We start from the raw sequence: 22,608 nt of genomic DNA, 5'->3' as shown, positions 1-22,608 counted from the left end.
TCCCCCCTTCGCCTTCATCGTGCCGCTTCCCCCTTCGCCTTCGCCTTCCTCGCCGACGCCTTGGGGACCGTCAGCTCCACCTCGGTGCCCTGCCCCGGCGCCGAGATCCACGCGGCGGTGCCGCCGAGGTCGCGCAGCCGCCCCCGGATCGACAGGGCCACCCCCAGGCGGCCCTCCGCCTCCGCGTCCGCCAGCCGCCCCTCGGGGATGCCGGGGCCGTCGTCCCGTACGGTCACCATCACCGCGTCCGGCTCGTCCTCCAGCAGGATCCAGGCGTGCGCGTCCTGCCCGGCGTGGACCCGTACGTTGTCCAGGGCGGCGCCGACGGCGGCGGCCAACTCCCCGGCGACGCCCGCCGGGAGGACCACCGGGGCGCCCGGCTCGGAGAAGGTGACCCGGGAACCGGCGTGCGGCGCCAGCAGGGCCCGCAGATCGCAGGGACCGCCGTCGGAGCGCTCGGGGCCCGGCGCGCAGGGCTCGGCCGACGGTCCCACCGCGTCCGGGAGGCCGTCCGGATCGGGTGCGGCGTCCACCCCGTCCGCCCCGCGCGACGGGGTCACCAGACCGGTGGAGACCAGCGTGCGCAGCGCGATCTCCTGCTCCCCCGCCATCCGGCCCAGTTCGGCCGCCTCGCCGCCGATCGCGGCGCCGCGCCGCTGCACCATGGCGAGCACCTGGAGCACGCTGTCGTGGATGTCGCGGGCCAGCCGCTCCCGCTCCCGGGTCGCCGCCTCGATGCGCAGCGCCCGCGCGAGGGTGCGCTCACTGGCGCGGGCCACCTCGACCACATAGCCGATGCCCACGCTCGCCACCCACACCAGCGACAGCATATGGATGGTGTCCTGGGCGAATTCGCCGCGTTCGATCACATTGGCGGCGCAGACCACGGTGGAGGCCGAAGCGCCCCAGCGCCAGCCGCCCTTGATCGCGAAGCCGAGGACCGCGCCCATCGTCCATATGGAAGGCAGGGTGGGTGTGCCCTCGGCGATCCGGTCGTGGTTGTCCACGAGCGGGGTGAGCAGAATGCCGGTCACCGCGATGCCGAGGTCGCCGACGAGGAACCGCCGGGTGCAGCGCTCGGCCGAGGAGACCATCCGGAAGGTGAGGGCCGTCCACAGCGTCAGCACCGCCATGTAGACGACGGCGCCGACCGGATGGTCGTAGTCGTCGAAGGAGTAGACGCACAGGCCGAGCGCGTAGAGCAGGGTGAGCACCCGGTAGGCGGTCAGCGCCTGCCACAGCGGCTGCTCGACGGACATCCGCACCACGCGCTCGCCCCCGGCGCGCTCACCTCTGGACCGCTCCGCCAATGTCCCCCACCCCCGGTGCCGGCGCGGCTAGGCGCCGGACTTGTGCTTGTCCTTCTCCTTCTCGGCCTGCTTCCGGGCCGCCTCCGCGTCCGCGATCTGCCGCTTGGCGGCGGTCGCGTAGATGTCCACGTACTCCTGGCCGGAGAGCTTCATGATCTCGTACATGACCTCGTCGGTCACCGAGCGCAGGATGAAGCGGTCGCCGTCCATGCCGTGGTAGCGGCTGAAGTCCAGCGGCTTGCCGATCCGGATGCCGGGCCGCATCAGCTTCGGCATGACCTGGCCGGGGGGCTGGATCTTCTCGGTGTCGATCATCGCCACGGGGATCACCGGCGCACCGGTGGCGAGCGCGACCCTCGCCAGACCGCCCGGCTTGCCCCGGTAGAGCCGTCCGTCGGGCGAGCGGGTGCCCTCGGGGTAGATGCCGAAGAGCTCACCCCGCTTGATCACCTCGATACCCGCCTTGATGGCGGCCTCACCGGCGCCGCGCGAGCCCGAGCGGTCCACCGGGAGCTGTCCGACGCCCTTGAAGAAGGCCGCCGTGAGCCGCCCCTTGAGCCCGGGGGTGGTGAAGTACTCCTGCTTGGCGATGAAGGTGACCTTGCGGTCGAGCACCGCGGGCAGGAAGAAGGAGTCGGAGAAGGAGAGGTGGTTGCTCGCGAGGATCGCCGGACCCTCGGCGGGGACATGTTCCAAGCCCTCGACCCAGGGCCGGAAGGTGAGCTTCAACGCGCCACCCACCGACAGCTTCATTGCGCCGTAGAACAACCGGGACCTCCTGTATCCGACGAGGAGACCTTAACCTGCCTACCCCGTACGCGGCGCGCCGCGTACGCTGAGGACCTCGATGCCCGCTTCCCCAGTGAACGGAGATCCGTGGTGCCGCTCCTGCCCGGAGCCGAGCCGTTCCGCCACGACGGCGGAGAGATCGGCGTCCTCGTCTGTCACGGCTTCACCGGCTCCCCGCAGTCCGTGCGGCCCTGGGCCGACCATCTCGCGGCCCGTGGTCTGACCGTCTCACTGCCGCTGCTTCCCGGCCATGGCACGCGCTGGCAGGATCTCGCCGTCACCGGCTGGCAGGACTGGTACGCCGAGGTGGACCGCGAGTTGCGCAGGCTGTCCCGGGAGTGCGCGCGGGTGTTCGTCTGCGGTCTGTCGATGGGCGGGGCGCTCGCGCTGCGGCTGGCCGCCCAGCACTCCGCGGCCATCAGCGGCGTCGCCGTCGTGAATCCGGCCAACCGGATCCACGATCCGCTCGCCGTGGCCCTTCCGGTGCTGCGTCATCTGGTGCCGTCGGTGAAGGGCATCGTGAGCGATATCGCCAAGCCGGGGGCGCGGGAGTCCGGCTACGACCGGATGCCGCTGCACGCCGTGCACTCGATGCGCCGCTTCTACCGGGTGGTCGACGCCGAACTGCCGCAGGTGACCCAGCCGCTGCTGGTGATGCACAGCCCCCAGGACCATGTGGTGCCGCCGGCCGACTCCGAGCGCATCCTGAGTCAGGTGTCCTCGCGGGACGTCACCGAGCGGCTGCTGGAGCGCAGCTACCACGTGGCGACCCTGGACCACGACGCCGACTTCATCTTCGAGGAGACGGACGCGTTCATCACCCGGCTGACGGCGGGTATGGGTGAAGACACCCGGACCGGCCTCGGGAAGGGCAGCGGAAAGGAGGGGGCGGCGGCCAGTGGCTGAGCGCGATTCGAATGAGAACGAGGCGGACGCGCGGCGGGACGACGACGCCGCCTTCGCCGCGATCGTCGCCGCGTACGGTGAGGAGCCGCAGGACCCGCCGGGCGCCGAGCGGTGGCCCGCCGTCGAGAACCTCGACGAGGAGCGGGACCGCCGGTCCGCGGCCGACGACGACACCACCGACGCCGAGGGATCCGGTGACGGCGACGCCGCCGGCGACGCGGCCACGGGCGGGCTGACCAAGACCGACAAGACCGACAAGCCGGTGGGCGGCTTCATCGTCTACGCCCCCGGGGTGGGCCCCCGCGACTGGGAGCCCGACGAGCCGTCCGAGGACGACTTCGACGAGACCGGCGAGGGCCATTTCGTCCCGCCCGAGCCGCCTCCGCTCCCCGAGTCCGACGCCACCTCCCGCTTCGCCTGGCTGGGCGTGCTGGGCGGGCCGCTGCTGCTGCTCGGTGTGGTGCTGTTCCAGGTGGAGATGGTCTGGTGGATCGCGACGCTGGGCGTCGGGGGTTTCCTGGGCGGCTTCGTCACGCTGGTGCTGCGGATGAAGGACGACGACGAGGACGAGGACGAGGACCCGGGGCGCGGCGCCGTCGTCTGAGCCTCGCCGTCGTTCGACCACGGCGCTCCGGAACCGGGCACCCCGGCTCCGGGTCCGGGTCCAGCCCGGACGGGCGTCCGGCCCCTGCCCTGGGCGGGCGTCCGAATCCCGCCCGGAGCGGGTTCGGACCGCGGGCTCAGACCGGGGATACGCGGGGCAGCCTGAGCGCGGCCAGGACCGGAAGGTGGTCCGTGGCCGCCCGGAGGTCGGCGTCGGTGACGCCCGGCAGCCCGGCCGGGACCCCACAGCCGATGATCTCGACGCCTTCGGAGGCGAAGAGGGCGTCGATGCGCCGGCGCGGATCCTCGGGGGTCGAGGTGGCCTCGCTCCCCCAGGGCTCGGTGGCCCAGCCGTCCCGCAGCTTCCCCGCGATCCGGCGGAAGGCGCGGCCGTCGGGCCGGTCGTTGATGTCACCGGCCGCGATGGCGTACGGGACGTCCAGCGCGGTCAGGTGGTCCAGCAGCATCCCGGCCTGTTCGTAGCGCTCGGCCTCCGCGAGGCTCAGATGGCAGCTGACCACTCCGAGCCGGACGCCGTCGCCGCCCACCGGACCGCCGGTGTCGCGGTGGCCGCCGCCGAAGCGCAGCACGGCGGTGGCGAAGCCGCGCCGGTGCAGCCCGGGGACGCGGGGCAGCAGGGTGTCCTCGGCGTGCTCCACATGGGCGCGCAGCGAGGTGAGGATCATCGGGCCGGCGGCGGTGGCCCCGCCCGTGGTGTAGACGAGGCCGGTCTCCCGGGCCAGCCAGGCGGCGGCCTTGCGCCAGCGGAAGAAGCGCGGTGCCTCCTGGACGCAGACGACGTCGGGGGCGCAGGCCCGGATCACCCGGGCCAGCGCTTCGCGGTCGTCGCGCAGGGAACGGATGTTGTAGCTGAGCACCCGCACCACCGCCGCGTCCGGGCCGGTGGTGGATCCGGGCAGGTCCGCGAGCGGCACGATGACGTTCCCCCCTCGCGTCTCAGCCCTGGCGGGCCAGGTCGGCGGCGCCGACGAGCCCGGCCTTGCCACCGAGCTGGGCGGCGAGCACCTGGGCGTGCGGACGCCACTGATTGCCCACCAGCCAGCGACGGAAGGACTTGCGGATCGGCTCCAGGACGAGATCGCCCTCGTCGGAGACCCCGCCGCCGACGATGAACGCCGAGGGGTCGAAGAGCGAGGCGAGGTCGGCGAGCCCGGCCCCGGCCCAGCGGGCCAGCTCACGGAAGGAGTCGATGGCGACGGGGTCGCCCTGGCGGGCGGCGTCGCTGATGTGCTTGCCTTCGATGCCCTCGGCGGTGCCGTCACCGAGGCCGAGGAGCAGCGTGGCGTTCTCCGGGGTGGCGGCGGCGCGCTGCTGTGCGTAGCGGACCAGCGCACGGCCGGAGGCGTACTGCTCCCAGCAGCCCTGGCTGCCGCAGCCGCACAGCAGACCGTCCGGGACGACCCTTATGTGGCCGAACTCGGCCGCGACGCCGAAGCGGCCGCGGTGCAGCCTGCCGCCGATGATGATGCCGCCGCCGAGGCCGGTGCCCAGCGTGATGCACACGACGTCGTCATGGCCGACTCCGGCGCCGAAGCGGTACTCGCCCCAGGCGGCGGCGTTGGCGTCGTTCTCCACCACGACGGGCAGGCCGACGCGCTGTTCGACCTTGTCCTTGAGCGCCTCGTGCCGCCAGTTGATGTTGGGCGCGAAGAGCACCGTGGCGCGCTTGTCGTCCACGTACCCGGCCGCGCCGATGCCGACGGCCTCGATGTCGTGCCCCTCGCTGACGATGCGCACCGCGTCCGCGATGGCGTCGACGACTCCCTCGGGAGTCTGCGGGGTCGATACCTGGCTCGTCTCGAGAATCGAGCCCTCTTCGTCGACCACGCCGGCCGCGATCTTCGTGCCGCCGATGTCGACGCCGATGGTGAGTCCCATGAGTCCCTCAGTTATTTGGTCGAACCCCGCCGAGGCTAACGGTACCGGAGGTGGCGCTCAGTCGAGGTCGATGTGTTCACTACTCGAACTCTCGGATTCTTCGCCTCCGCCCTTCGTACCGCTCTCGGAGCCTTGGGTCCAGCGCCGCTCCTGGCCGGTCACGGCGGCACGATAGGCGGCGAGCAGTTCGGTTCCGGCACTTGCGAGGTGTTCGAAAACATCTGGATTGCGCTCTATGACCGGTTCTACGGCGGCCTTCGCCTGTTCGATCAATTGTTGTACGGCCCCCTGAACAGCCGCCCCGGCGATGGGCGCCTGGGCCACCTTGTCGGCGAGCGCGTCGGCCAGCTTGAGGAACTCGTCGGCCACGCTCCCCGGCTCCTCGGCGGTCTGCCTGGCCCGCTCGGCGGCGAGGTCCTCGGCACAGGCACGCTCCCAGGCATCGGGGTCTATCTCGGTGACCGGCACTTCGGTGACCGGGGGCTCCGGGGGGCGCTCGGTGGCATCGCTCATGGCGAACTCCTGCGGCGGGGATGCTGGCTGCCCGGTGACGTTCATCCGGGCTTGTGACCGACGTTACCGGAAGGAGGAGGCCGGGTCAGAGCCGGAGACCGGCCGGAGTCCGAGCGGAGACCGGCCGGAGTCGGGGCCCGGGACGGGCCGAACTCCGGCCCGTGTCGGGGCCTGGGACCGGCCGGGGTCGCGGCCGAGGACCGGCCCGGGTCGCGGCCCGGTTCAGAGCCTCTTCGGCCACAGGTCGGGGTCGGGGGTGAAGCGGACCTGGAGCCATCCGTCGCGCAGCCCGGCGCCGGAGACCGTACAGCGGCGCAGCGCGGACGGCAGCGGCAGCACCCGGTGGAACGGGCCGACGGCGACGATCAGTTCGTCGCCCCGGCGCACCAGCCCGAGCCCGTCGCGGTCGGCGCCGGGCAGCGGCAGCCGCCACAGCAGCACCCCGTCCTCGGCCAGCCGGTCCTCGACGGTCCAGGGGTCGGGGGCGGGCCGGTCGGGCCGCGCCCCGGGGGCCCCGACGGCCCCGGCGAGCGCGGCCAGCCCGGCCGGGGCGCGCTGGGCGCCGTCGCCGGGCGGCGCGTCCACGGGCCGCGGGTCGCCGAGGCCGTGCGGATCGCGGCCCAGATGCGGCAGCTCACGGACCGGAACGGTGGGTGCCCACTGTTCGTACAGCTCCTTGAGCGCGTCCTGCTGCTGGCCGGAGAGCGCGGCGAGCCACGGGTCGGAGGTGCCGGTGGGCAGCAGCCGGTTGGCGATCACCGCCTCCACCCGGCAGCCGTGCAGGGCGAGACCGGCACGGGCGGTGCGCAGCGCCCGGTCGGCGAGCGGTCCTGGCTCCACGACCAGCCGTACCGTCGTGGCCTCGGACTCGATCACGCCCTGGACGGCGGCCAGCTCCCGCTCCCAGCGCTCGGCCGTCTCGTACAGCTTCTGCGCGGGCATCGGCACCCCCGCCAGCTGGGCGAGCATCGGCCGCAGCGCACGGGCCGCCTGCCGCTCGGCGGGCAGCAGCCGCCGCAGATAGCGCCGCAGTTGCTCGGGCAGCGCGAGCAGCGCCACGGTGTCCGGCGCGGGCGGCAGATCGACGACGAGGACGTCCCAGCCGGTGCCGGGCGGGGCGGTCTGGGCGGCGCGCAGGGCGCGCAGCAGCGCGATGGCCTCCACCCCGGGGAGCGCGGTCAGCTCCTCGCCGTCCAGCGGGGTGGCGCCGAGCATGTCGATCAGACCATGGCCGCGATCTTGAAGGGCGGTCAGCTCACCGCGGAACCACTCGTCCGCGACGACCCGCGCGGCCCACAGCCCCGGGGCGAGCTCGACCGGTACGGACCACGGCAGCCGGTCCGCCGACCGCCCGGGGGCGGACCGCAGCGCGCCGATGCCGAGCAGCGCCTCGGGGGTGCCGTCCGGGTCGGCGGTGAGCAGCAGCGTCCGCTGCCCCTCACGGGCGGCGGCGAGGGCGGTCGCGGCGGCCACGGTGGTGCGGCCCGCGCCGCCGGTACCGGTGACGAGGACCGTACGCATGAAAGGAGCCTCCGGCAGGGTGATGCGTCAGATGCGTGGCATGGGCCGGACGATCCGCCCTGGCCGGAGCGTACCCCGCGCCACCTACCGCCCCGGGCACCGTCGGGGCCCGGGGGTGGCCCGCGCGGGTCAGGCGCCCTCGACGCGCTTCTTCAGGCCCGCGAGCGCGCGGTCGATGATGACCTTTTCGGCCTTGCGCTTGATCATGCCCAGCATGGGGATCTTGACGTCGACCGTGAGCTGGTACGTCACCTCGGTGCTCTTGCCGCCGTCGCGCACCGACAGCCGGTAGGAGCCGTCGAGGGTGCGCAGCATCTGGGACTTGACCAGGGACCAGTTGACCTGGTCGGCTCCGGTCCAGCTGTACTGGAGGGTGTAGTCGTCCTTGATCGCTCCGGCGTCGAGCAGCATCCGCACCTGCTCGGCCCGCCCCTGGGCGTCCTTGGTGAGGATGTCGGCCTCCTTCACCTCACCGGACCACTCCGGGTAACGGTCGAAGTCGGCGATCACCTCCATCACGTCGGCCGGGGCCGCCTCGATCGTGATGCTCGAGCTGGTGTGTTCCGCCATCGCCGTGGCTCCTCCGTACCGGTCCGCCGCATGGGATCCCTGCCGGTGCAGGCTACCGCGCGCCGGTCACCACTCCAGCGTCCAGGGGGTGCCGGAGGACGCGAAGTGTCCGACATTGACGCACTCGGTGGCGCCGATCCGCATACGGCGGGCGAGCGGCTGATGGACATGGCCGAAGAGGGCGTACTTGGGACGGACGGTGTGGATCGCCTCCAGCAGGGCCGCGCTGCCGCGCTCGAAACGGCGGGCGACGGTGTCGTAGCAGAGGTCGGGCACCTCAGGGGGGATGTGGGTGCAGATCACGTCCACCGCGCCGAGGGCCGCGATCTTCGCCGCATAGGTCTCGTCGTCGATCTCGTAGGGGGTGCGCATCGGGGTGCGCAGCCCACCGCCCACGAAACCGAAGACCAGCCCGCCGATCTCGACGCGCTCACCGTCGAGGACGGTGGTGCCGGACTGGGCGTATTCCGGCCACAGCGACGGCATGTCGACATTCCCGTAGGTGGCGTACGTCGGGGTGGGGAACGCGGCGAAGAGCTCGGCGTACTGGCGGCGGACCGCGGACTCTATGGCCGCGTTGCGGTCGAGCCCCGCCCACAGCCGGTTGCCGAGCTCCCGGGCCTCCTCGAAGCGGCGGGCGGTGCGCAGCTCGACCAGCCGGTCGGCGTTCTCCTCCCCGAAGAGGTCGGGGAAGATGCCACGTGAGTGATCGGCGTAGTCGAGGAAGAGGACGAGGTCACCGAGGCAGATCAGGGCGTCGGCGCCGTCACCGGCCTTCTCGAGGTCCTCACTGTTGCCGTGCACGTCACTCACCACGTGGACTCGCATGCGTGTCACCCTAAGACGTAAGGGCCCGCGCCCGTAAGGTGTTCTGCCTGCACCGCCCCGCGTCCACCTGCGGTTCCTCAGCGGACGCGGCTTCCGTCGACTAGTCTGCGGGCAGCGTGAAGGCGGTGTGTGACGCATCAAACATCTGGGCTGGAACCCCTATCCCGGAAGCGTACCGATGGGTAACGTCCGGGCCGTCCATCACCCCCATGCCCTGTAGCGGCGCCGGCGCCCCATGAGGAGCAGCAGTCTTGCGCGAGTTCAGCCTTCCGGCCCTGTACGAGGTTCCGGCCGACGGCAATCTGACGGATCTCATCCGCCGCAATGCCGCACAGCATCCCGATGTCGCCGTGGTCGGCCGCAAGGTCGACGACCGTTGGGAGGACGTGACCGCGACCGCGTTCCTGGCCGAGGTCCGCGCCGCCGCGAAGGGTCTGATCGCGGCCGGGGTGGAGCCGGGCGACCGGGTCGGCCTGATGTCCCGGACCCGCTACGAGTGGACCCTGCTGGACTTCGCCATCTGGAGCGCGGGCGGGGTCACCGTGCCGGTGTACGAGACGAGTTCACCGGAGCAGATCCAGTGGATCCTCAGCGATTCCGGCGCGGTGGCGGCCCTGGTCGAGACCGGCACCCATGAGGCCGCCGTCGAGGCGGTCCGGGACACCCTGCCCGCCCTGAAGCACGTCTGGCGGATCGAGGGCGACGCCATCGACACGCTGCGGAAGCTGGGCGCGGACGTGGCCGACGAGAAGGTGGACGAGCGCTCCTCGATCGCCACCGCCGACTCCCCCGCCACCATCGTCTACACCTCGGGCACCACCGGCCGTCCCAAGGGCTGTGTGCTCTCGCACCGCAGCTTCTTCGCCGAATGCGGCAACGCGGTGGCGCGGCTCAAACCGATCTTCAACACCGGTGAGTCGTCGGTGCTGCTCTTCCTCCCCGAGGCGCATGTCTTCGGACGCCTGGTGGAGATCGCGGCGGTGCTGGCGCCCATCAAGCTCGGCCATGTGCCGGATGTGAAGTCCCTGACCGACGAACTCGCCGCCTTCCGGCCCACCTTGGTGCTGGGCGTGCCGCGCGTCTTCGAGAAGGTCTACAACTCGGCGCGGGCGAAGGCCCGCTCCGAGGGCAAGGGCAAGATCTTCGACAAGGCGGCCGAGACCGCCATCGAGTACAGCAAGGCGCTGGACGCCCCGGGCGGGCCGTCCCTCGGGCTCCGGTTCAAGCACAAGGTCTTCGACCGGCTGGTCTACAGCAAGCTGCGGGCCGTGCTGGGCGGCCGGGCCACCCACGCCATCTCCGGCGGGGCGCCGCTGGGCGAGCGGCTGGGCCACTTCTACCGGGGCATCGGCTTCACGGTGCTCGAGGGGTACGGCCTGACCGAGTCCTGCGCGGCGACCGCCTTCAACCCCTGGGACCGGCAGAAGATCGGCTCGGTCGGGCAGCCGATGCCGGGCACGGTGGTGCGCATCGCCGACGACGGCGAGGTGCTGCTCCACGGTGAGCACCTCTTCACCGAGTACTGGAACAACGAGGCGGCCACGGCGGAGGCGCTGTCGGACGGCTGGTTCCACACCGGGGACGTGGGCACGCTCGACGAGGACGGCTATCTCACCATCACCGGCCGGAAGAAGGAGATCATCATCACCGCGGGCGGCAAGAACGTCGCCCCGGCGGTGATCGAGGACCGGATCCGCGCCCATGCCCTGGTCGCCGAGTGCATGGTCGTCGGCGACGGCCGTCCCTTCGTGGGCGCGCTGGTCACCGTGGACGAGGAGTTCCTGCCGCGCTGGGCGGCCGAGCACGGCAAGCCCGAGGGCGTGACGGTGGACGAGCTGCTGGAGGACCCGGAGCTGCTGGCCGAGATCCAGCGGGCGGTGGACGACGGCAACGCGGCGGTGTCCAAGGCGGAGTCGGTGCGCAAGTTCCGGGTGCTGGCGGCGCAGTTCACCGAGGACTCCGGGCATGTGACGCCCTCGCTGAAGCTGAAGCGGAACGTGGTGGCGAAGGACTTCGCGGCGGAGATCGAGGCCCTCTACCGCGGCTGACGGCGGCGGGACCGTCCATCAAGGCTCACGACGGCCCGAGACTCGCCCCGGGCCGTCGTCACAGCAGCGACTTCAGCCGGTCGGCCAGCAGATCCCAGCGCCAGCGCTCCTCCACCCAGGCGCGCCCCCGCTCGCCCATGCGGTGGCGCAGCTCGGCGTCCTCCAGCAGGGTCACGACGCGCTCGGCGCTCTGCTCGGCGGAGCCGCCCCGTACGACCCAGCCGGTCTCCCCGTCCAGCACCGCGTCCGGCGCCCCGCCCGAGTCCCCGGCGACGACCGGCAGACCGGTGGCGGACGCCTCCAGATAGACGATGCCGAGGCCCTCGACGTCCAGCCCGCCGCGGCGGGTGCGGCAGGGCATGGCGAAGACGTCACCCGCGCCGTAGTGGGCGGGCAGCTCCTCCCAGGGGACGGGGCCGGTGAACCGCACCGACTCGGCCACGCCCGTGGTCTCCGCGAGCCGCCGCAGATCCTTGGCGTACGGCCCGCCGCCGACGATCAGCAGCACCGCGTCCGGGACCCGCTTCAGGATCCGTGGCATGGCCTGGATCAGCGTGTCCTGCCCCTTGCGCGGCACCAGCCGGGAGACGCAGACCACGACGGGCCGCCCGGCGAGGCCCAGCCGGGCCCGGATCTCGTCGCCGCCGGAGCCGGGGTGGAAGGTCTTCTCGTCCACGCCGGGCGGGAGTTGGACCATCCGGGCGGCGTCCTCGGGGTCGAGCGCGGCGGCGATCCGGGAGCGGGTGTACTCACCGAGATAGGTGAGGGTGTCCGTGGCCCCGCCGATCCGCCGCAGCAGCCCCCTGGAGGCGGGCAGCTGCGCCCAGGCGGCCTCGTGGCCATGCGTCGTGGCCACCAGCCGCCGCGCCCCCGCCGCGCGCAGCGCGGGGGCCATCAGCCCGAGCGGCGCGGCGGCTCCGAACCACACCGCGGTGCAGCGGTGCTCGCGCAGCAGCGCGGCCGCGCGGCGGGTGACGCGCGGGGTGGGCAGGAGCATCGTCGTCCGGTCCCGGACGACCTGGAACGGCTGCTCGGCGTCGAAGCGGGCGGTGGCCTCGGCACCCTCCCGGCCGCGCTTCCAGGTGGAGGCGTAGACGACGATCCGGTCCGGGTCCAGGCGCAGCGCGATGTTGTGCAAAAACGCCTGGATGCCGCCGGGGCGGGGCGGAAAGTCGTTGGTCACGAGCAGGGTCTTGTCCATCGTGGCCGACAGTACCGGGTGCGGTGGCGCACCCGCTCCGCCGCGCCCGGCCCCGCGCCCCGGGCGGCGCTCAGGCCAGCTCGGCCGCCACGTACTTCCGCCACAGCGCCGTGAACTCCGTCAGGCTCACGCCCAGCACCTTGCGCAGCGCGGACTCCACCGCCCCCGAGCGCTCGGGCGCCCGGCCCACCGCGCGGTAGAAGTCGACCAGCTTCCGCTCGCCCCACCGGTCCGCGATCAGACGGCAGGCGAGCCAGCCCTGCTCATAGGCGCGGGAGAGCCGGTCGGGGTCGCTGCCGAAGCGGAAGTCGTCGTCGCGCGGGAGCGCGGCGGGCAGCTGCCCGGCGGCGACGGCGTCGGTGAGTTCGGGGGCGATATGGCGGGGGGTGCGGCCGGGGGTGCGATAGCCCACCCAGTCGGCGAAGCCCTCGGAGAGCCAGAGCGGGGTGGAGGCGCTGGTGGCGGTGCGGGTGGCGACATGGGCCGTCTCATGGGTGATCACGACGCGCCGGCCGAAGTCGCCCAGGACCTGGTACGCCTCGGGGTTGACGATCACACGGTCGGCGGGCGCCTCGTCACCGGCGCCACCGACCTCGCCCGTGGTGACGGCGGCGATCCCGCGGTAGCCGTCCGCCGAGGCGCCGAGCAGGGCCGCCATCCGGCCCAGGGAGACGGGCACCTCGACCACGACGCGTCCGGCCCACTCATGGGGCCAGACCTGGCCCAGGACGGGCACCGCCCGGTCCGCGATGCCGGCGAGCGCGCGCAGCACCCGCCGGTCCTGGCCGACGCCGAGGACGAGGCTGTGGGCGCCGCGGACGACGTCGACCGTGCCCTGGTCCCAGAGCTGCTCCATGCCGCGCTTGCCGTTCACCACCCCGTCGTCGGAGGCGACGTACCACCGCCCGTCGCGCCGGGCGAGGGTCAGGTACTGGGCGGAGACGACCGGCGCGGTGTCGTATCCCTTGAGCCGGTACCGGAGTTCGACCTGCGCGGCGAGGCTGCGGCCGCCGACCGGCGCGGTCCGGAAGCCGCCGGTGCGCACCAGGCGGTAGGTCCAGGAGCGCAGCGGTACGGCGGCCATCTGCCGGAACACCCGGCGCTGCTCGGCCAGGTAGCGGGTGGCGCCGCGGTCCACGGTGGCCAGGAAGGCGTCCGTGTCCCGCTCCCGGACCGCCGCGGCCCGCTGGTCCAGCATGCGCTGCACGGCCCGGCCGTCGCGCTCCTCGGGGTCGTCGGGGGCGGGAGCCGGGCCGCAGCCGCTCAGCGCGGTCAGCGAGAACGCGCCCACCAGCGGCAGGCACAACAACGCCCGCCATCCGCCCGACCTCCAACGACCCGCCACGTCTTAGATCGTACGAGCCCGCGCGCCGGCTTCAGCTCCGTCTTGCGAGGAACCCCGGGCGTTCACGCCCGGAAGGAATCGCACCCCTCGGCCCCGGACCGCCCAGTGGTCCGGTAATCTCCTCGCATCCGCCTGCCAGCCTGCAAGGCACGAACCGGCTTGCCGGGGATACGGCTCAGATGGCGCTGACCGGGCGGATGTCGCCGGGCCTGCCCCGGCGTGGGGCCCCGTCAACGGTCCCGCACCGCAGACCCGCGATGGATGTGACCCCGGGTGCAGAAACCAGCTGCGCAGGAGCGCATGAATCGGTGTGACCGGCTGAGTCGACAGCTTGGTCCGTTCACAGCCGAGAAGTTGACACGCGTGTGATGGAAGAGATCGGCAACATGCCGACGGGGTCGTAGCGGACCCGCGCCCCGGGGTAGGGGGCGTGGATCACTTGTCCGTTGCCCGCGTACATGGCCACATGGCTGGCGTCGGAGCGGTAGACCACCAGATCGCCGGGGCGGGCCTGGGACAGCGGCACCGGCTGCCCGGCGTGCGCCTGGGCCTGTGAGGTGCGCGGAATGGCCACCCCGGCGCGGGCGTAGGCCCATTGCATCAGCCCGGAGCAGTCGAAGGCGGTGGGACCGGCCTGACCCCATGCGTACGGCTGCCCCACGGCCGCCCGTGCCGCGCCGAACGCCGCGGAGGCCCACCCCGAGGAGGGCGCGGCGTCCGGCCCGCCGTTCAGGCCGCCCGGGAGCTCGCCGGAGCCGCTCCCGGACCCGCCACCGGTCCCGGAACCGCGGCCGGGGAGGGCGCCGGGCGGCAGCCCCGCGAGGGCATCGGCCTCCCGTCCGCCCACCCGCGAGGCGCGCCGCGCATAGGTCTCCCACTCCCCCGGCGGCAGCGCGTTCACCAGCCGCCGCGCCGTGGCCAACCGGCGCTGGACCGCCCGCTTGTGGCGGGCCACGGCCCGACGGCTGTGCTCCAGCCTCAGCAGCTTGGCCGCGGCCTCCGCGCGCTCCTGCCGCAGGGTGCGCTGTGCGCTCCGGAGCACCCGCAGCTGGGCCGCCTGGCGGTTGCTGATCCGCTCCAGCGTGGCGGCCCGGTCGAGGTAGTGGTCCGGGTCCCCGGAGAGCAGCAGGGCGAGGGCCGGGTCGATCCCGCCGGTGCGGTACTGCCCGCCCGCGAGCGCGCCGAGCGCCGCCCGCATCCGGTTGACCCGCCCCTGGCCGCGGGCGACCCGGTCCTGGACCCGGTCGACCTGGCGGCGCAGGGCCCGGGAGCTCGTCTCGGCCGCGTTGTAGCGCTCGGTGGCCCGCTCCGCCTGGGTGTAGAGCGTGGTGATGCGGTCGCCGACGGACCGGGCGGACGGATGGCCCGCCGGGTCATGCGGTTCGGCACCGGCGGGCACGGCGGACAGCGCGGCGACGGAGGCCACCGCGGCCGCCGAGGCGGCGGTCCATACGGTGACCCGGCCGGACCCGGGTTTCGCGACGCGGCGACAGGACGCCATGGGAAGCCGCACTCCCTTCCGCAGTGTCGGGCGAGAACTGCGGGCAGACAGTAGCCGTGGGGCTACCCGCGATCCAACGGCCGCGGGTGCGGACATGACTGACGCCCCGCCGACTGACGCAGGTCACCGGCGGGGCGGGGGATCAGCGAGTGCGCTGGAGATTCGCCCGAAAGGATGGACCTTGGGGCGGTTTGAGACCTGTTTTCCGGCTCCGGATCAGACCCGGACACCGAACTGGAAGGGCATGTTGTCCATCGACTCGTAGCGCACACCGGCACCGGGCTTGGGCGCGTGCAGCACCTGGCCGTTGCCCGCGTAGAGACCTATGTGGTGCAGGTCGCCGTAGAAGAGCACCAGGTCGCCCGGCTTGAGCTCACCGCGGCCTATGCGGCTGCCGGCGTTCGCCTGGTCCTGGGAGATGCGCGGCAGCTGCACCCCGGCCTGCTGGTAGGCCCAGCCGGTGAGTCCGGAGCAGTCGAAGGAGGACGGACCGGTCGCGCCCCAGACGTACGGGAGGCCGATCTTCGTCTTGGCGGCGGCGAGCGCGGCGGCGGCACGGCCCGACTCGGGCACCTCGTTGCCCAGGTCGACGCGCTGGTTGGAGCGGTTGGCGCGCTCCGCGTCCTGGGCCGCCAGCTTGGCGCGCTCCTTGGCGGTCAGGGTGTTGAGGAGGTTCCGGGCCTTGGACAGCTTGCCCTGGATCTCGTCCTTCTTCTTGCCGAGCGCCTTACGGGTGTCGGCGAGGTCCTGGAGCTTGGTGGACGCCTCTTCGCGCTGCTGCTTGAGGGTGCGCTGCTTGTCGGCGATCTTCCGCAGGGACTCGGCCTGCTTGCCGCTCAACTGGCTGAGGGTGGACGCCTTCTCGAGGTAGGTGTCCGGGTCGGAGGAGAGGAGCAGCTGTACCGAGGGGTCGATCCCACCGGAGCGGTACTGGGCGGTGGCCATCGCGCCCAGGCCGTCGCGCAGCTTGTTCAGGTCCTCCTGACCGCGCGCCACCTTGTCCTGGAGGTCGCCGACCTGCTTCTCCAGCTTCTCCTGCTTCTCCTTGGCGCCGTTGTACTTCTCGGTCGCCTGCTCCGCCTCTTCGTAAAGCTTGTCGACCTGCTCCTTGACGTCCTTCTTGTCCTGCTTCGGAGCGGCCTGGGCGGCCTGGGAGGTGAGCGCGACGGCGGCGGCCGCGGTCGCGGTGAGAACGGTTACCCGAGTGCGGCTCGGCTGCTTGGGTCGACGGTGGGACGCCACGAAGGCGAGCTCCTTCTTCCTCCAGCCGCCTACCGGGAGTTGTGGGGTTGCGAAACCCCGGCTCCGCGACAGGGCGCGGACTCGGCGGTACCTCCGCTGTCACCCCGGATGGGTGATCAACCGCGCGAAGGTTCGAGCTGACCATAGTGACCTCGCCGTGATCCGTTCAAATCCCGACGGCAAAAAAGTCGCTCCGCAAGCGCATCTTTTACAAACATCACACAGGCAGTGATGACCGATCGACGCTCCGCTGATGCCGGAAGTGGTTCGGGTCAGACTTCTGAAGTGATTCGGGCACGGAAGCCCGGAACCGGGATACAGGGGATACACGGGATACGCGGGATACGCGGGATACGCGGGATACGCGGGATGCACGCACAACCCGGATACGGCGCCACCCGTGGTTCAGGTGCGGGCAAGTCGCTTCAGCAGCAACGCGGATGCCACGGGACGCGCTCCGGCGCGTGCCACCCCGTCGGCCACCTCGCGGTCGGTGGACACCACCACCACCGGCCGGCCCGGCGGCTCGGCCCGCACCAGCTGCCGGATCAACTCGTCCGCCGTCACCCCCGGCTTGCTGAACAGCACCCGCACCCCGCGCGGCGGCGCGAGCAGCACCGGCGCGGCCAGCTCCGCCCCGTCGAAGACACATGTCATCTCCGCGCCCGTCTGGGCCGCGAGCACCGCGAGACCGCCCAGCAGCCGCAGCCGCTGCTTCTCCAACGGCATCGTGGGGTAGCCGGTCTTGGTGACGTTGTAGCCGTCCACCACCAGATGGGCCTGCGGCAGCGCGAGCAGCTGGTCCAGCAGCGCCGGGTCCATCTCCGACAGCGCCCTGGTCGCTATGTCCTTCGGCGTCATCTTCCCCGGCTCCACGGCGTCCACCGTGTCCGCCGGGCGCATCGACGCGGGCGGCAGGGCCAGTTCGCGCCGCAGCCCCTGCGCCGCGTCCAGCACCGTGTCCAGCAGCAACCGCAGCCGCATGTCCTCCACGCTGCGCCCCTCGCGCACCGCCCGCCGGCTGGCCTCCAGCGCCGACTCCGCCTCCCCGAGCCGGGCTCGCAGCCGCCGCGCCTCGGTGTCGGCGGTGGCCTGGCTCGCGGCCGCCTCCGACCGTACGGACTCCAGCTCCGCCTCGATCTTGCGCAGCGCGGCCGCGCCCCGCTTCACATCGCTCTGCGCGCTGCGCAGTTTGCGCTGGAGCACGTCGTTCTCCTTGCGGGCCGTCTCCAGCTCGGCGCGCGTCCGCTCCGTCTCGTGCCGGATCGCCGCCTTGGCCTCGGCGAGTTCGTCGCGCAGCCGCTGGAGTTCGCGCGCCGCCTCCTCGCCGGCCCGCTCGGCGGAGGCCCGCTGGGCCTCCTCGCCCGCCGCCTCGACCAGCTTGACCCAGCCCGCCGGGCGCAGCACATACGCCACCGCCGCGACATCCACCGGATCGGCCGCCGCGGGCGGCGACCCGCCCTCGATCGCCTCGGCCAGCTCCCGCTGGGCCTCCCGCAGCCGTCCCGCGATCCGCTGCCGGAAGACGGGGTCGCTCTCCACCGCGGCGGCCATCGCGTTGCCCGCGAACTTGGCGCGCCGGGTCGGGGTGAAACGGGCGTACTGCCGCAGCTGGGTGGGCAGCTCGGTGACCGTCAGACCGCCGAAGGCGTCCGCGACCAGCGCCACCACACGCCGTCGCACCCCTTCCGGCAGGGGGCGGTCCAGCGCCTCGGTGACGCCCTCGGCGTCACCGGCCACCCCGGGGTCACCGGTCCGCTCCACCACCTGTCACCGCTCCGTTCTCAGGCGCTCTGGCCGGCGCTCGGGCGATCCACGAGCTCGATCTGGTCGACCGCGTTGCACCAGCGGCAGCGCACTGACTCAATGCTCTCACCGAGCACCTCGCGTTCCTCGACTCTGGGTTCCCCGGCCAGGTCGAGATGCACATACTCCACGGCTCTGGTCGCGCGGGTCACATCGAACCGGGTGAGATTGCCGCAGAGCGTGCAACGCCAGCGGGTCTGGGCGGTCGGCAGGGGCACGGCCATGGTGCGGTCCTCGCTTCTCGGCTCGTCGGCGGCGTCCTGTAACCCTACGGCCTGAGCCCTGGCCCGCGCCGGGGCCCGTCTCCCGCCCGCGGCCACGAGGAGCGCGGCGAGGCGCTCTGTGGAGGTTGCGTCCGGTACGGAATGATCTGACCATGATCGAGACGTCGTCGGGGCCGGGCCGCCCCTGGATGGCGGGGCCCGGCCGCCCGTGGATGACGTACGGCCTGATCGTCAGCTGCTGCCTGATCTTCGTCCTCGGACCGGCCTCGGGGCTCAACCCCGGCTATGGCTCGGGCGGGCGGCTGGTGGAGGCCCAGTCCACGTACTTCGAGCGCTGGGGCGTGGTGCCCAGCGCGCTGTGGAGCGGCGCCCCGGACCAGCCGCTCGCCCCGCTGACCGCGCTGTTCGTGCACGGCAACTGGCTGCATCTGCTCGGCAACATGCTGTTTCTCTACGTCTTCGGGGCGATGACCGAGGAGCGGATGGGACGCCTCCAGTTCGCCGTCTTCTACCTCGCCACCGGCTATCTGGCGCTGCTCGGCTACGCCGCGGCGCACGCCGACTCCGCCCAGAGCCTGGTGGGCGCCTCCGGGGCCATCTCCGGGGTGCTCGGCGCGTTTCTGTGGCTGTTTCCCCGGGCCCGGGTGACCAGCCTCTTTCCGTTTCTGCTCTTCCTCCCGCTGCGCTTCCCCGCCTGGGCGGTGCTGATCTTCTGGGTGGCCCTCCAGTGGCTGGCCGCCCGGGAGGCCGACGACCGCCCGGGCGTGGCCTATCTCGCCCATCTCGTGGGCTTCACCCTCGGGTTTCTCTTCGCGTGGGCCCGATTCGGGCGGACGGCTAGAGTGGGCGGCGCAGCCCGGGCCAGTGAGGGAGAAAGCCAGCCGTGATCACTTCGATCGTGCTCATCAAGACCAACGTGGACCAGATTCCGGAGACCGCCGAGAAGATCGCCGCGATCGGCGGTGTGAGCGAGGTCTACTCGGTCACCGGCGCGCACGATCTGATCGCGATGGTGCGGGTGGCCCGGCACGACGACCTCGCGGACATCATCACGGGCCAGATCAGCAAGGTGCCGGGGGTGGCCTCGACCGAGACCCACATCGCCTTCCGTACGTACTCGCAGCACGACCTGGAGGCCGCGTTCGCGATCGGTCTGGACGGCTAGGGGAACCGGGGCTTCGCCCCCAGACCCCGGGGCCTGGGGGCGAAGCCCCTGCCACGCGACGGAGCCGCGCCGTAGACCCCGTAGGGCCCGGCCGCGCCCGAACGCTCGGGCCACAGGTCCAGAATCCTCAGCCGCGGTCCGGGACGCAGCGGCCGTCCTCGGTGCGGTAGCTCCACCGGGCCCCGTCGCGCACCAGCTCCTTCACGGCGCCGACGAACCGCTCCACATGCTCGTCCGGGGTGCCCGCCCCGAAGCTGACCCGGATCGCGTTCAGCGCCCGCTCCCCCGGCGCGGCCTCGGGCGCACCGCACTCGCCCGGCTCGTCGGGCTCGCTGTCCAGCAGGGTGCGGACCAGCGGATGCGCGCAGAAGAGCCCGTCGCGTACGCCGATGCCGTACTCCGCGGAGAGTGCCGCCGCGAAGTGGGAGCTGTTCCAGCCCTCCACCACGAACGACAGCACCCCGACCCGGGGCGCGTCGTCGCCGAACAGCGAGAGCACCCGCACCTCGGGCACCTCGGCCAGCCCCGCCCGCGCCTTCTCGATCAGCTGCCGCTCGCGGGCGACCAGCCCCTCGAAACCGGCCTCGGTGAGCGCCTTGCACGCCGACGCGATCGCGTAGACCCCGATCACGTTCGGCGAGCCCGCCTCGTGCCGGGCGGCGGTGGTGTGCCACTCGACGTCGACACCGCCGTCGTCCCTGCGGGCCACCTTACGGCTGGCGCCGCCGCCCGCCAGATACGGCCGGGCCTCCCGCAGCCAGTCCGCCCGCCCGGCCAGCACACCGGCCCCGAAGGGCGCGTACAGCTTGTGCCCGGAGAAGGCCACCCAGTCGACGTCCGCCTCCGCGATGTCCACGGGGTGGTGCGGGGCCAGCTGCGCGGCGTCCAGGACGATACGGGCGCCATGCGCGTGCGCGGCCGCGGCCAGCTCCCGCACCGGCCACAGCTCACCGGTCACATTGGACGCGCCGGTCACACAGACCAGCGCAGGGCCCCCGGCGCGCCCCACGAGCGCCTGTTCCAGCGTCTCCACCGCCTGCCGCGGGGAGCGCGGGGCGCTGAGGTAGCGGACGGCGAGGTCCTCCCGCTGCTCCCACGGCAGCAGCGAGGCATGGTGCTCGGTCTCGAAGACGAAGACCTCGGTGCCCCGCGGCGCCACGGCGGCCAGGAGGTTGAGCGAGTCGGTGGTGGAGCGGGTGAAGACGACCTGGTCGTCCTCGCGGCAGCCGAGGAAGGCGGCGACGTCCTTACGGCTGTTCTCGAAGAGGTCGGTGGACAGCTGCGAGAGATAGCCCGCCCCTCGGTGCACGCTGCCGTAGTAGGGCGCGTAGGCGGCGATGTCGTCCCAGACCCGGCGCAGCGCGGGGGCGCTGGCGGCGTAGTCGAGCGCCGCGTAGGTCACCTCGCCCCCGGTGACCAGGGGCACCAGAACGTCGCTGCCCAGCACGGGCAGCGGTTCACAGGCGGCGACGGACGAGTCCGCGCAGGCGGAGGCCGCAGCGGGAACGGAGGCGGCGGCGAGGGCGGAGGCGGGGGCGGCGGGGCGCACGGACATGGCGAAGTCTCCCGTAAGGGTCGAAGGAATGCGTGCCGCGCACGGGAACGGCGGCGAGCCGGCCGTCGGGGCGCGGAGAGGACGCTCGACGCACGGCGGACACCGCGCGGAGCAGGAGAGAAACGGGCCGTCCGGCCCTAGCGCATTCGCTGCATCACGGAAGAGCTCCCTCGACCACCAGGACCCCTAGTGCGAGGGGTCCGCGCTTGCCGCCGGCCTCGCTGCCTGGCGGCCTGGTCATCACCCGGGGCACCCCGCCACGGACGGAGGGTTGCCGGACAGCGGGCCGGGGCCGTAGTCGCTGTCGCTCGTGACCTGGGCAGGAGTATGCCATGTCCTACGGCGGTGCCCATGCCCTGTCCGTATCCCGGACAGAACATGGGCACCGTGACCGACGGCGGAGCGCTCAGGCGTGGGTGGCCCGTACCCACCGCTCCAGGACGTCGCGCGCCGCGCCCGAGTCGATCGACTCGGCGGCCCGCGCGGCGCCCGCCGCGATCCGGTCCGCCAGGGGCTTGTCGCCCGGCTCCGGCTCGAGCGCGACCAGCGCCGCCGCCGAGTTCAGCAGCACCGCGTCCCGGACCGGGCCCTTCTCGCCCGCCAGCAGCCTGCGGGCCACATCGGCGTTATACGAGGCGTCAGCGCCGCGCAGGGCCTCGATGGGGGCCAGTGCGACGCCCGCGTCCCGGGGGTCGAAGGTCTCCTGGCGCACGGCGCCGCCCCGGACCTCCCACACCTGGGAGGTCGTGGTCACGGTGAGCTCGTCCAGCCCGTCGTCGCCGCGGACGACCAGCGCGGAGGAGCCCCGCTCGGCCAGCACACCGGCGATGATGGGCGCCATCCGGGCGTCGGCGACCCCGGTGGCCTGGCACTTCACCCTCGCCGGGTTGGTCAGCGGGCCGAGCAGGTTGAACGGGGTGGCGACGCCCAGCTCACGGCGGGCCGAGGCGACATGCCGCAGCGACGGGTGGAACTTCACCGCGAAGCAGAAGGTGATCCCCGCCTCCTCCGCGACCTCGACCACCCGCTCGGGGCCGATGTCCAGGTTGACGCCCAGCTTCTCCAGCACATCGGAGGCGCCGCTGGCGGAGGACGCGGCGCGGTTGCCGTGCTTGACGACCCGCGCGCCGGTACCGGCCACGACCAGCGCGGACATGGTGGAGATATTGACGGTCCTGGCGCGGTCGCCACCGGTGCCGACGATGTCCACGGTCGCCCCGGGCACCTCGATCACCCTGGCGTGCTCGTACATGGCCCGCACCAGACCGGCCACCTCGGAGACCGTCTCGCCCTTGGCGCGCAGCGCGATCGCGAATCCGGCGATCTGGGCGTCGGTGGCCTCGCCCCGCATGATCCGGTCCATGGCCCAGGCGGTGTCGTCCACGTCGAGGTCACGGCCGGCGATCAGCGTGCTCAGTACGTCCGGCCAGGTGCGGGCCGTCGCGGTGCTGTCGCCTCCGGCGGTGGTCACAACGTCCATGGTCCGCTCCTGGATCCGTGGGGTGGGCAGGGAAAGGGGTCCGCGCACTTCAGCGGCCCGTCGGCAAGCCTATCGGCAGCACGGCCGGGGCCCCGGCCGGAC

The 22,608-nt window shown here is 72.8% G+C and carries 21 protein-coding genes and 1 riboswitch; of the genes, 5 read left to right on the top strand and 16 right to left on the bottom strand.

The genetic code is table 11. The features are described from left to right. Positions 1-14: 14 nt before the first annotated feature. Both macS and NQU54_RS09170 read right to left on the bottom strand, forming a co-directional pair. Complete coding sequence (gene macS, locus NQU54_RS09175; protein ID WP_372505829.1) at positions 15-1,259, bottom strand: MacS family sensor histidine kinase; 1,245 nt, start codon at positions 1,257-1,259, stop codon at positions 15-17. Positions 1,260-1,337: 78 nt separating this feature from the next. After that, the gene (locus tag NQU54_RS09170; protein ID WP_069869349.1) at positions 1,338-2,063 is read right to left on the bottom strand and encodes a lysophospholipid acyltransferase family protein; all 726 of its coding nucleotides are present in this window, start codon (positions 2,061-2,063) and stop codon (positions 1,338-1,340) included. A 126-nt stretch (positions 2,064-2,189) separates the two neighbouring features. On the opposite strand from NQU54_RS09170, the gene NQU54_RS09165 reads away from it, so the two are divergent. Together NQU54_RS09165 and NQU54_RS09160 are read left to right on the top strand one after the other, a co-directional pair. Further along, entirely contained in the window at positions 2,190-3,005 is an 816-nt protein-coding gene (locus NQU54_RS09165) for an alpha/beta hydrolase (RefSeq protein WP_257630614.1), read from the top strand. Then, positions 2,998-3,609: a hypothetical protein gene (locus NQU54_RS09160; protein WP_257630613.1), complete on the top strand. Its 612-nt coding sequence runs from the start codon at positions 2,998-3,000 to the stop codon at positions 3,607-3,609. Before NQU54_RS09165 ends, NQU54_RS09160 begins: the two co-directional genes overlap by 8 nt. Before the next feature lie 136 nt (positions 3,610-3,745). Here NQU54_RS09160 and NQU54_RS09155 read toward each other — a convergent pair whose 3' ends face one another. From NQU54_RS09155 to NQU54_RS09130, 6 genes are all read right to left on the bottom strand, one after another. Then, positions 3,746-4,543, bottom strand: coding sequence for an endonuclease/exonuclease/phosphatase family protein (locus NQU54_RS09155; RefSeq protein WP_257630612.1), 798 nt, complete (start codon positions 4,541-4,543; stop codon positions 3,746-3,748). A gap of 22 nt (positions 4,544-4,565) precedes the next feature. Continuing rightward, positions 4,566-5,507 (bottom strand): ROK family glucokinase, encoded by a 942-nt coding sequence (locus NQU54_RS09150; RefSeq protein WP_069869346.1) that lies wholly within the window; start codon positions 5,505-5,507, stop codon positions 4,566-4,568. A 57-nt stretch (positions 5,508-5,564) separates the two neighbouring features. Then, the gene (locus NQU54_RS09145) at positions 5,565-6,020 is read right to left on the bottom strand and encodes a DUF5304 domain-containing protein (protein ID WP_257630611.1); all 456 of its coding nucleotides are present in this window, start codon (positions 6,018-6,020) and stop codon (positions 5,565-5,567) included. 222 nt (positions 6,021-6,242) lie between these two features. Beyond that, a complete protein-coding gene (locus NQU54_RS09140) occupies positions 6,243-7,541 on the bottom strand; it encodes an ArsA family ATPase (protein WP_257630610.1) in 1,299 nt (432 codons plus the stop codon). Positions 7,542-7,670: 129 nt separating this feature from the next. After that, complete coding sequence (locus NQU54_RS09135; protein ID WP_257630609.1) at positions 7,671-8,111, bottom strand: SRPBCC family protein; 441 nt, start codon at positions 8,109-8,111, stop codon at positions 7,671-7,673. 66 nt (positions 8,112-8,177) lie between these two features. Next, positions 8,178-8,939: a metallophosphoesterase family protein gene (locus NQU54_RS09130; RefSeq protein WP_069869342.1), complete on the bottom strand. Its 762-nt coding sequence runs from the start codon at positions 8,937-8,939 to the stop codon at positions 8,178-8,180. 251 nt (positions 8,940-9,190) lie between these two features. Between NQU54_RS09130 and NQU54_RS09125 the strand changes: the two genes are divergently transcribed. Then, positions 9,191-10,987: an AMP-dependent synthetase/ligase gene (locus tag NQU54_RS09125; protein ID WP_257630608.1), complete on the top strand. Its 1,797-nt coding sequence runs from the start codon at positions 9,191-9,193 to the stop codon at positions 10,985-10,987. Positions 10,988-11,045: 58 nt separating this feature from the next. On the opposite strand, the gene NQU54_RS09120 is transcribed toward NQU54_RS09125, so the two are convergent. The 6 genes from NQU54_RS09120 to NQU54_RS09095 all read right to left on the bottom strand — a co-directional run bounded on the left by NQU54_RS09120 (position 11,046) and on the right by NQU54_RS09095 (position 18,306). Continuing rightward, positions 11,046-12,188 carry a glycosyltransferase family 4 protein gene (locus NQU54_RS09120; RefSeq protein ID WP_257630607.1) on the bottom strand — a complete coding sequence of 381 codons (1,143 nt, stop codon included), beginning with the start codon at positions 12,186-12,188 and terminating at the stop codon, positions 11,046-11,048. 70 nt (positions 12,189-12,258) lie between these two features. Then, on the bottom strand, positions 12,259-13,533 hold the full coding sequence (locus NQU54_RS09115) for a hypothetical protein (protein WP_372505827.1): 1,275 nt from the start codon (positions 13,531-13,533) through the stop codon (positions 12,259-12,261). A gap of 340 nt (positions 13,534-13,873) precedes the next feature. Beyond that, positions 13,874-15,034, bottom strand: a complete 1,161-nt coding sequence (locus NQU54_RS09110) for a C40 family peptidase (protein ID WP_257630606.1) — start codon at positions 15,032-15,034, stop codon at positions 13,874-13,876. A 216-nt stretch (positions 15,035-15,250) separates the two neighbouring features. Next, positions 15,251-16,276: a C40 family peptidase gene (locus NQU54_RS09105; protein WP_093707363.1), complete on the bottom strand. Its 1,026-nt coding sequence runs from the start codon at positions 16,274-16,276 to the stop codon at positions 15,251-15,253. 405 nt (positions 16,277-16,681) lie between these two features. After that, the gene (locus NQU54_RS09100) at positions 16,682-18,043 is read right to left on the bottom strand and encodes an NYN domain-containing protein (protein ID WP_257630605.1); all 1,362 of its coding nucleotides are present in this window, start codon (positions 18,041-18,043) and stop codon (positions 16,682-16,684) included. A gap of 17 nt (positions 18,044-18,060) precedes the next feature. Next, a complete protein-coding gene (locus NQU54_RS09095) occupies positions 18,061-18,306 on the bottom strand; it encodes a hypothetical protein (protein WP_069869335.1) in 246 nt (81 codons plus the stop codon). Positions 18,307-18,458: 152 nt separating this feature from the next. Here NQU54_RS09095 and NQU54_RS09090 point away from each other — a divergent pair, with 152 nt between their 5' ends. Next, complete coding sequence (locus NQU54_RS09090) at positions 18,459-19,193, top strand: rhomboid family intramembrane serine protease (protein ID WP_167501208.1); 735 nt, start codon at positions 18,459-18,461, stop codon at positions 19,191-19,193. Further along, complete coding sequence (locus NQU54_RS09085; protein ID WP_069869333.1) at positions 19,190-19,471, top strand: Lrp/AsnC ligand binding domain-containing protein; 282 nt, start codon at positions 19,190-19,192, stop codon at positions 19,469-19,471. Before NQU54_RS09090 ends, NQU54_RS09085 begins: the two co-directional genes overlap by 4 nt. 127 nt (positions 19,472-19,598) lie before the next feature. Here NQU54_RS09085 and NQU54_RS09080 read toward each other — a convergent pair whose 3' ends face one another. Continuing rightward, positions 19,599-21,026, bottom strand: a complete 1,428-nt coding sequence (locus NQU54_RS09080) for an aminotransferase class V-fold PLP-dependent enzyme (RefSeq protein WP_257630604.1) — start codon at positions 21,024-21,026, stop codon at positions 19,599-19,601. 197 nt (positions 21,027-21,223) lie between these two features. After that, a riboswitch (SAM riboswitch) is annotated at positions 21,224-21,342 on the bottom strand. 90 nt (positions 21,343-21,432) lie between these two features. Continuing rightward, positions 21,433-22,506 (bottom strand): anthranilate phosphoribosyltransferase, encoded by a 1,074-nt coding sequence (trpD, locus tag NQU54_RS09075; protein ID WP_069869331.1) that lies wholly within the window; start codon positions 22,504-22,506, stop codon positions 21,433-21,435. Between the last annotated feature and the right edge of the window lie 102 nt (positions 22,507-22,608).

Origin of the sequence: Streptomyces malaysiensis subsp. samsunensis (assembly GCF_024519315.1) — a bacterium.
GTDB classification, from domain to species: Bacteria; Actinomycetota; Actinomycetes; order Streptomycetales; family Streptomycetaceae; genus Streptomyces; species Streptomyces malaysiensis.
The sequence above is the reverse complement of the archived record's forward strand: the minus strand, read 5'-3'. Positions and strand labels throughout refer to the sequence as shown.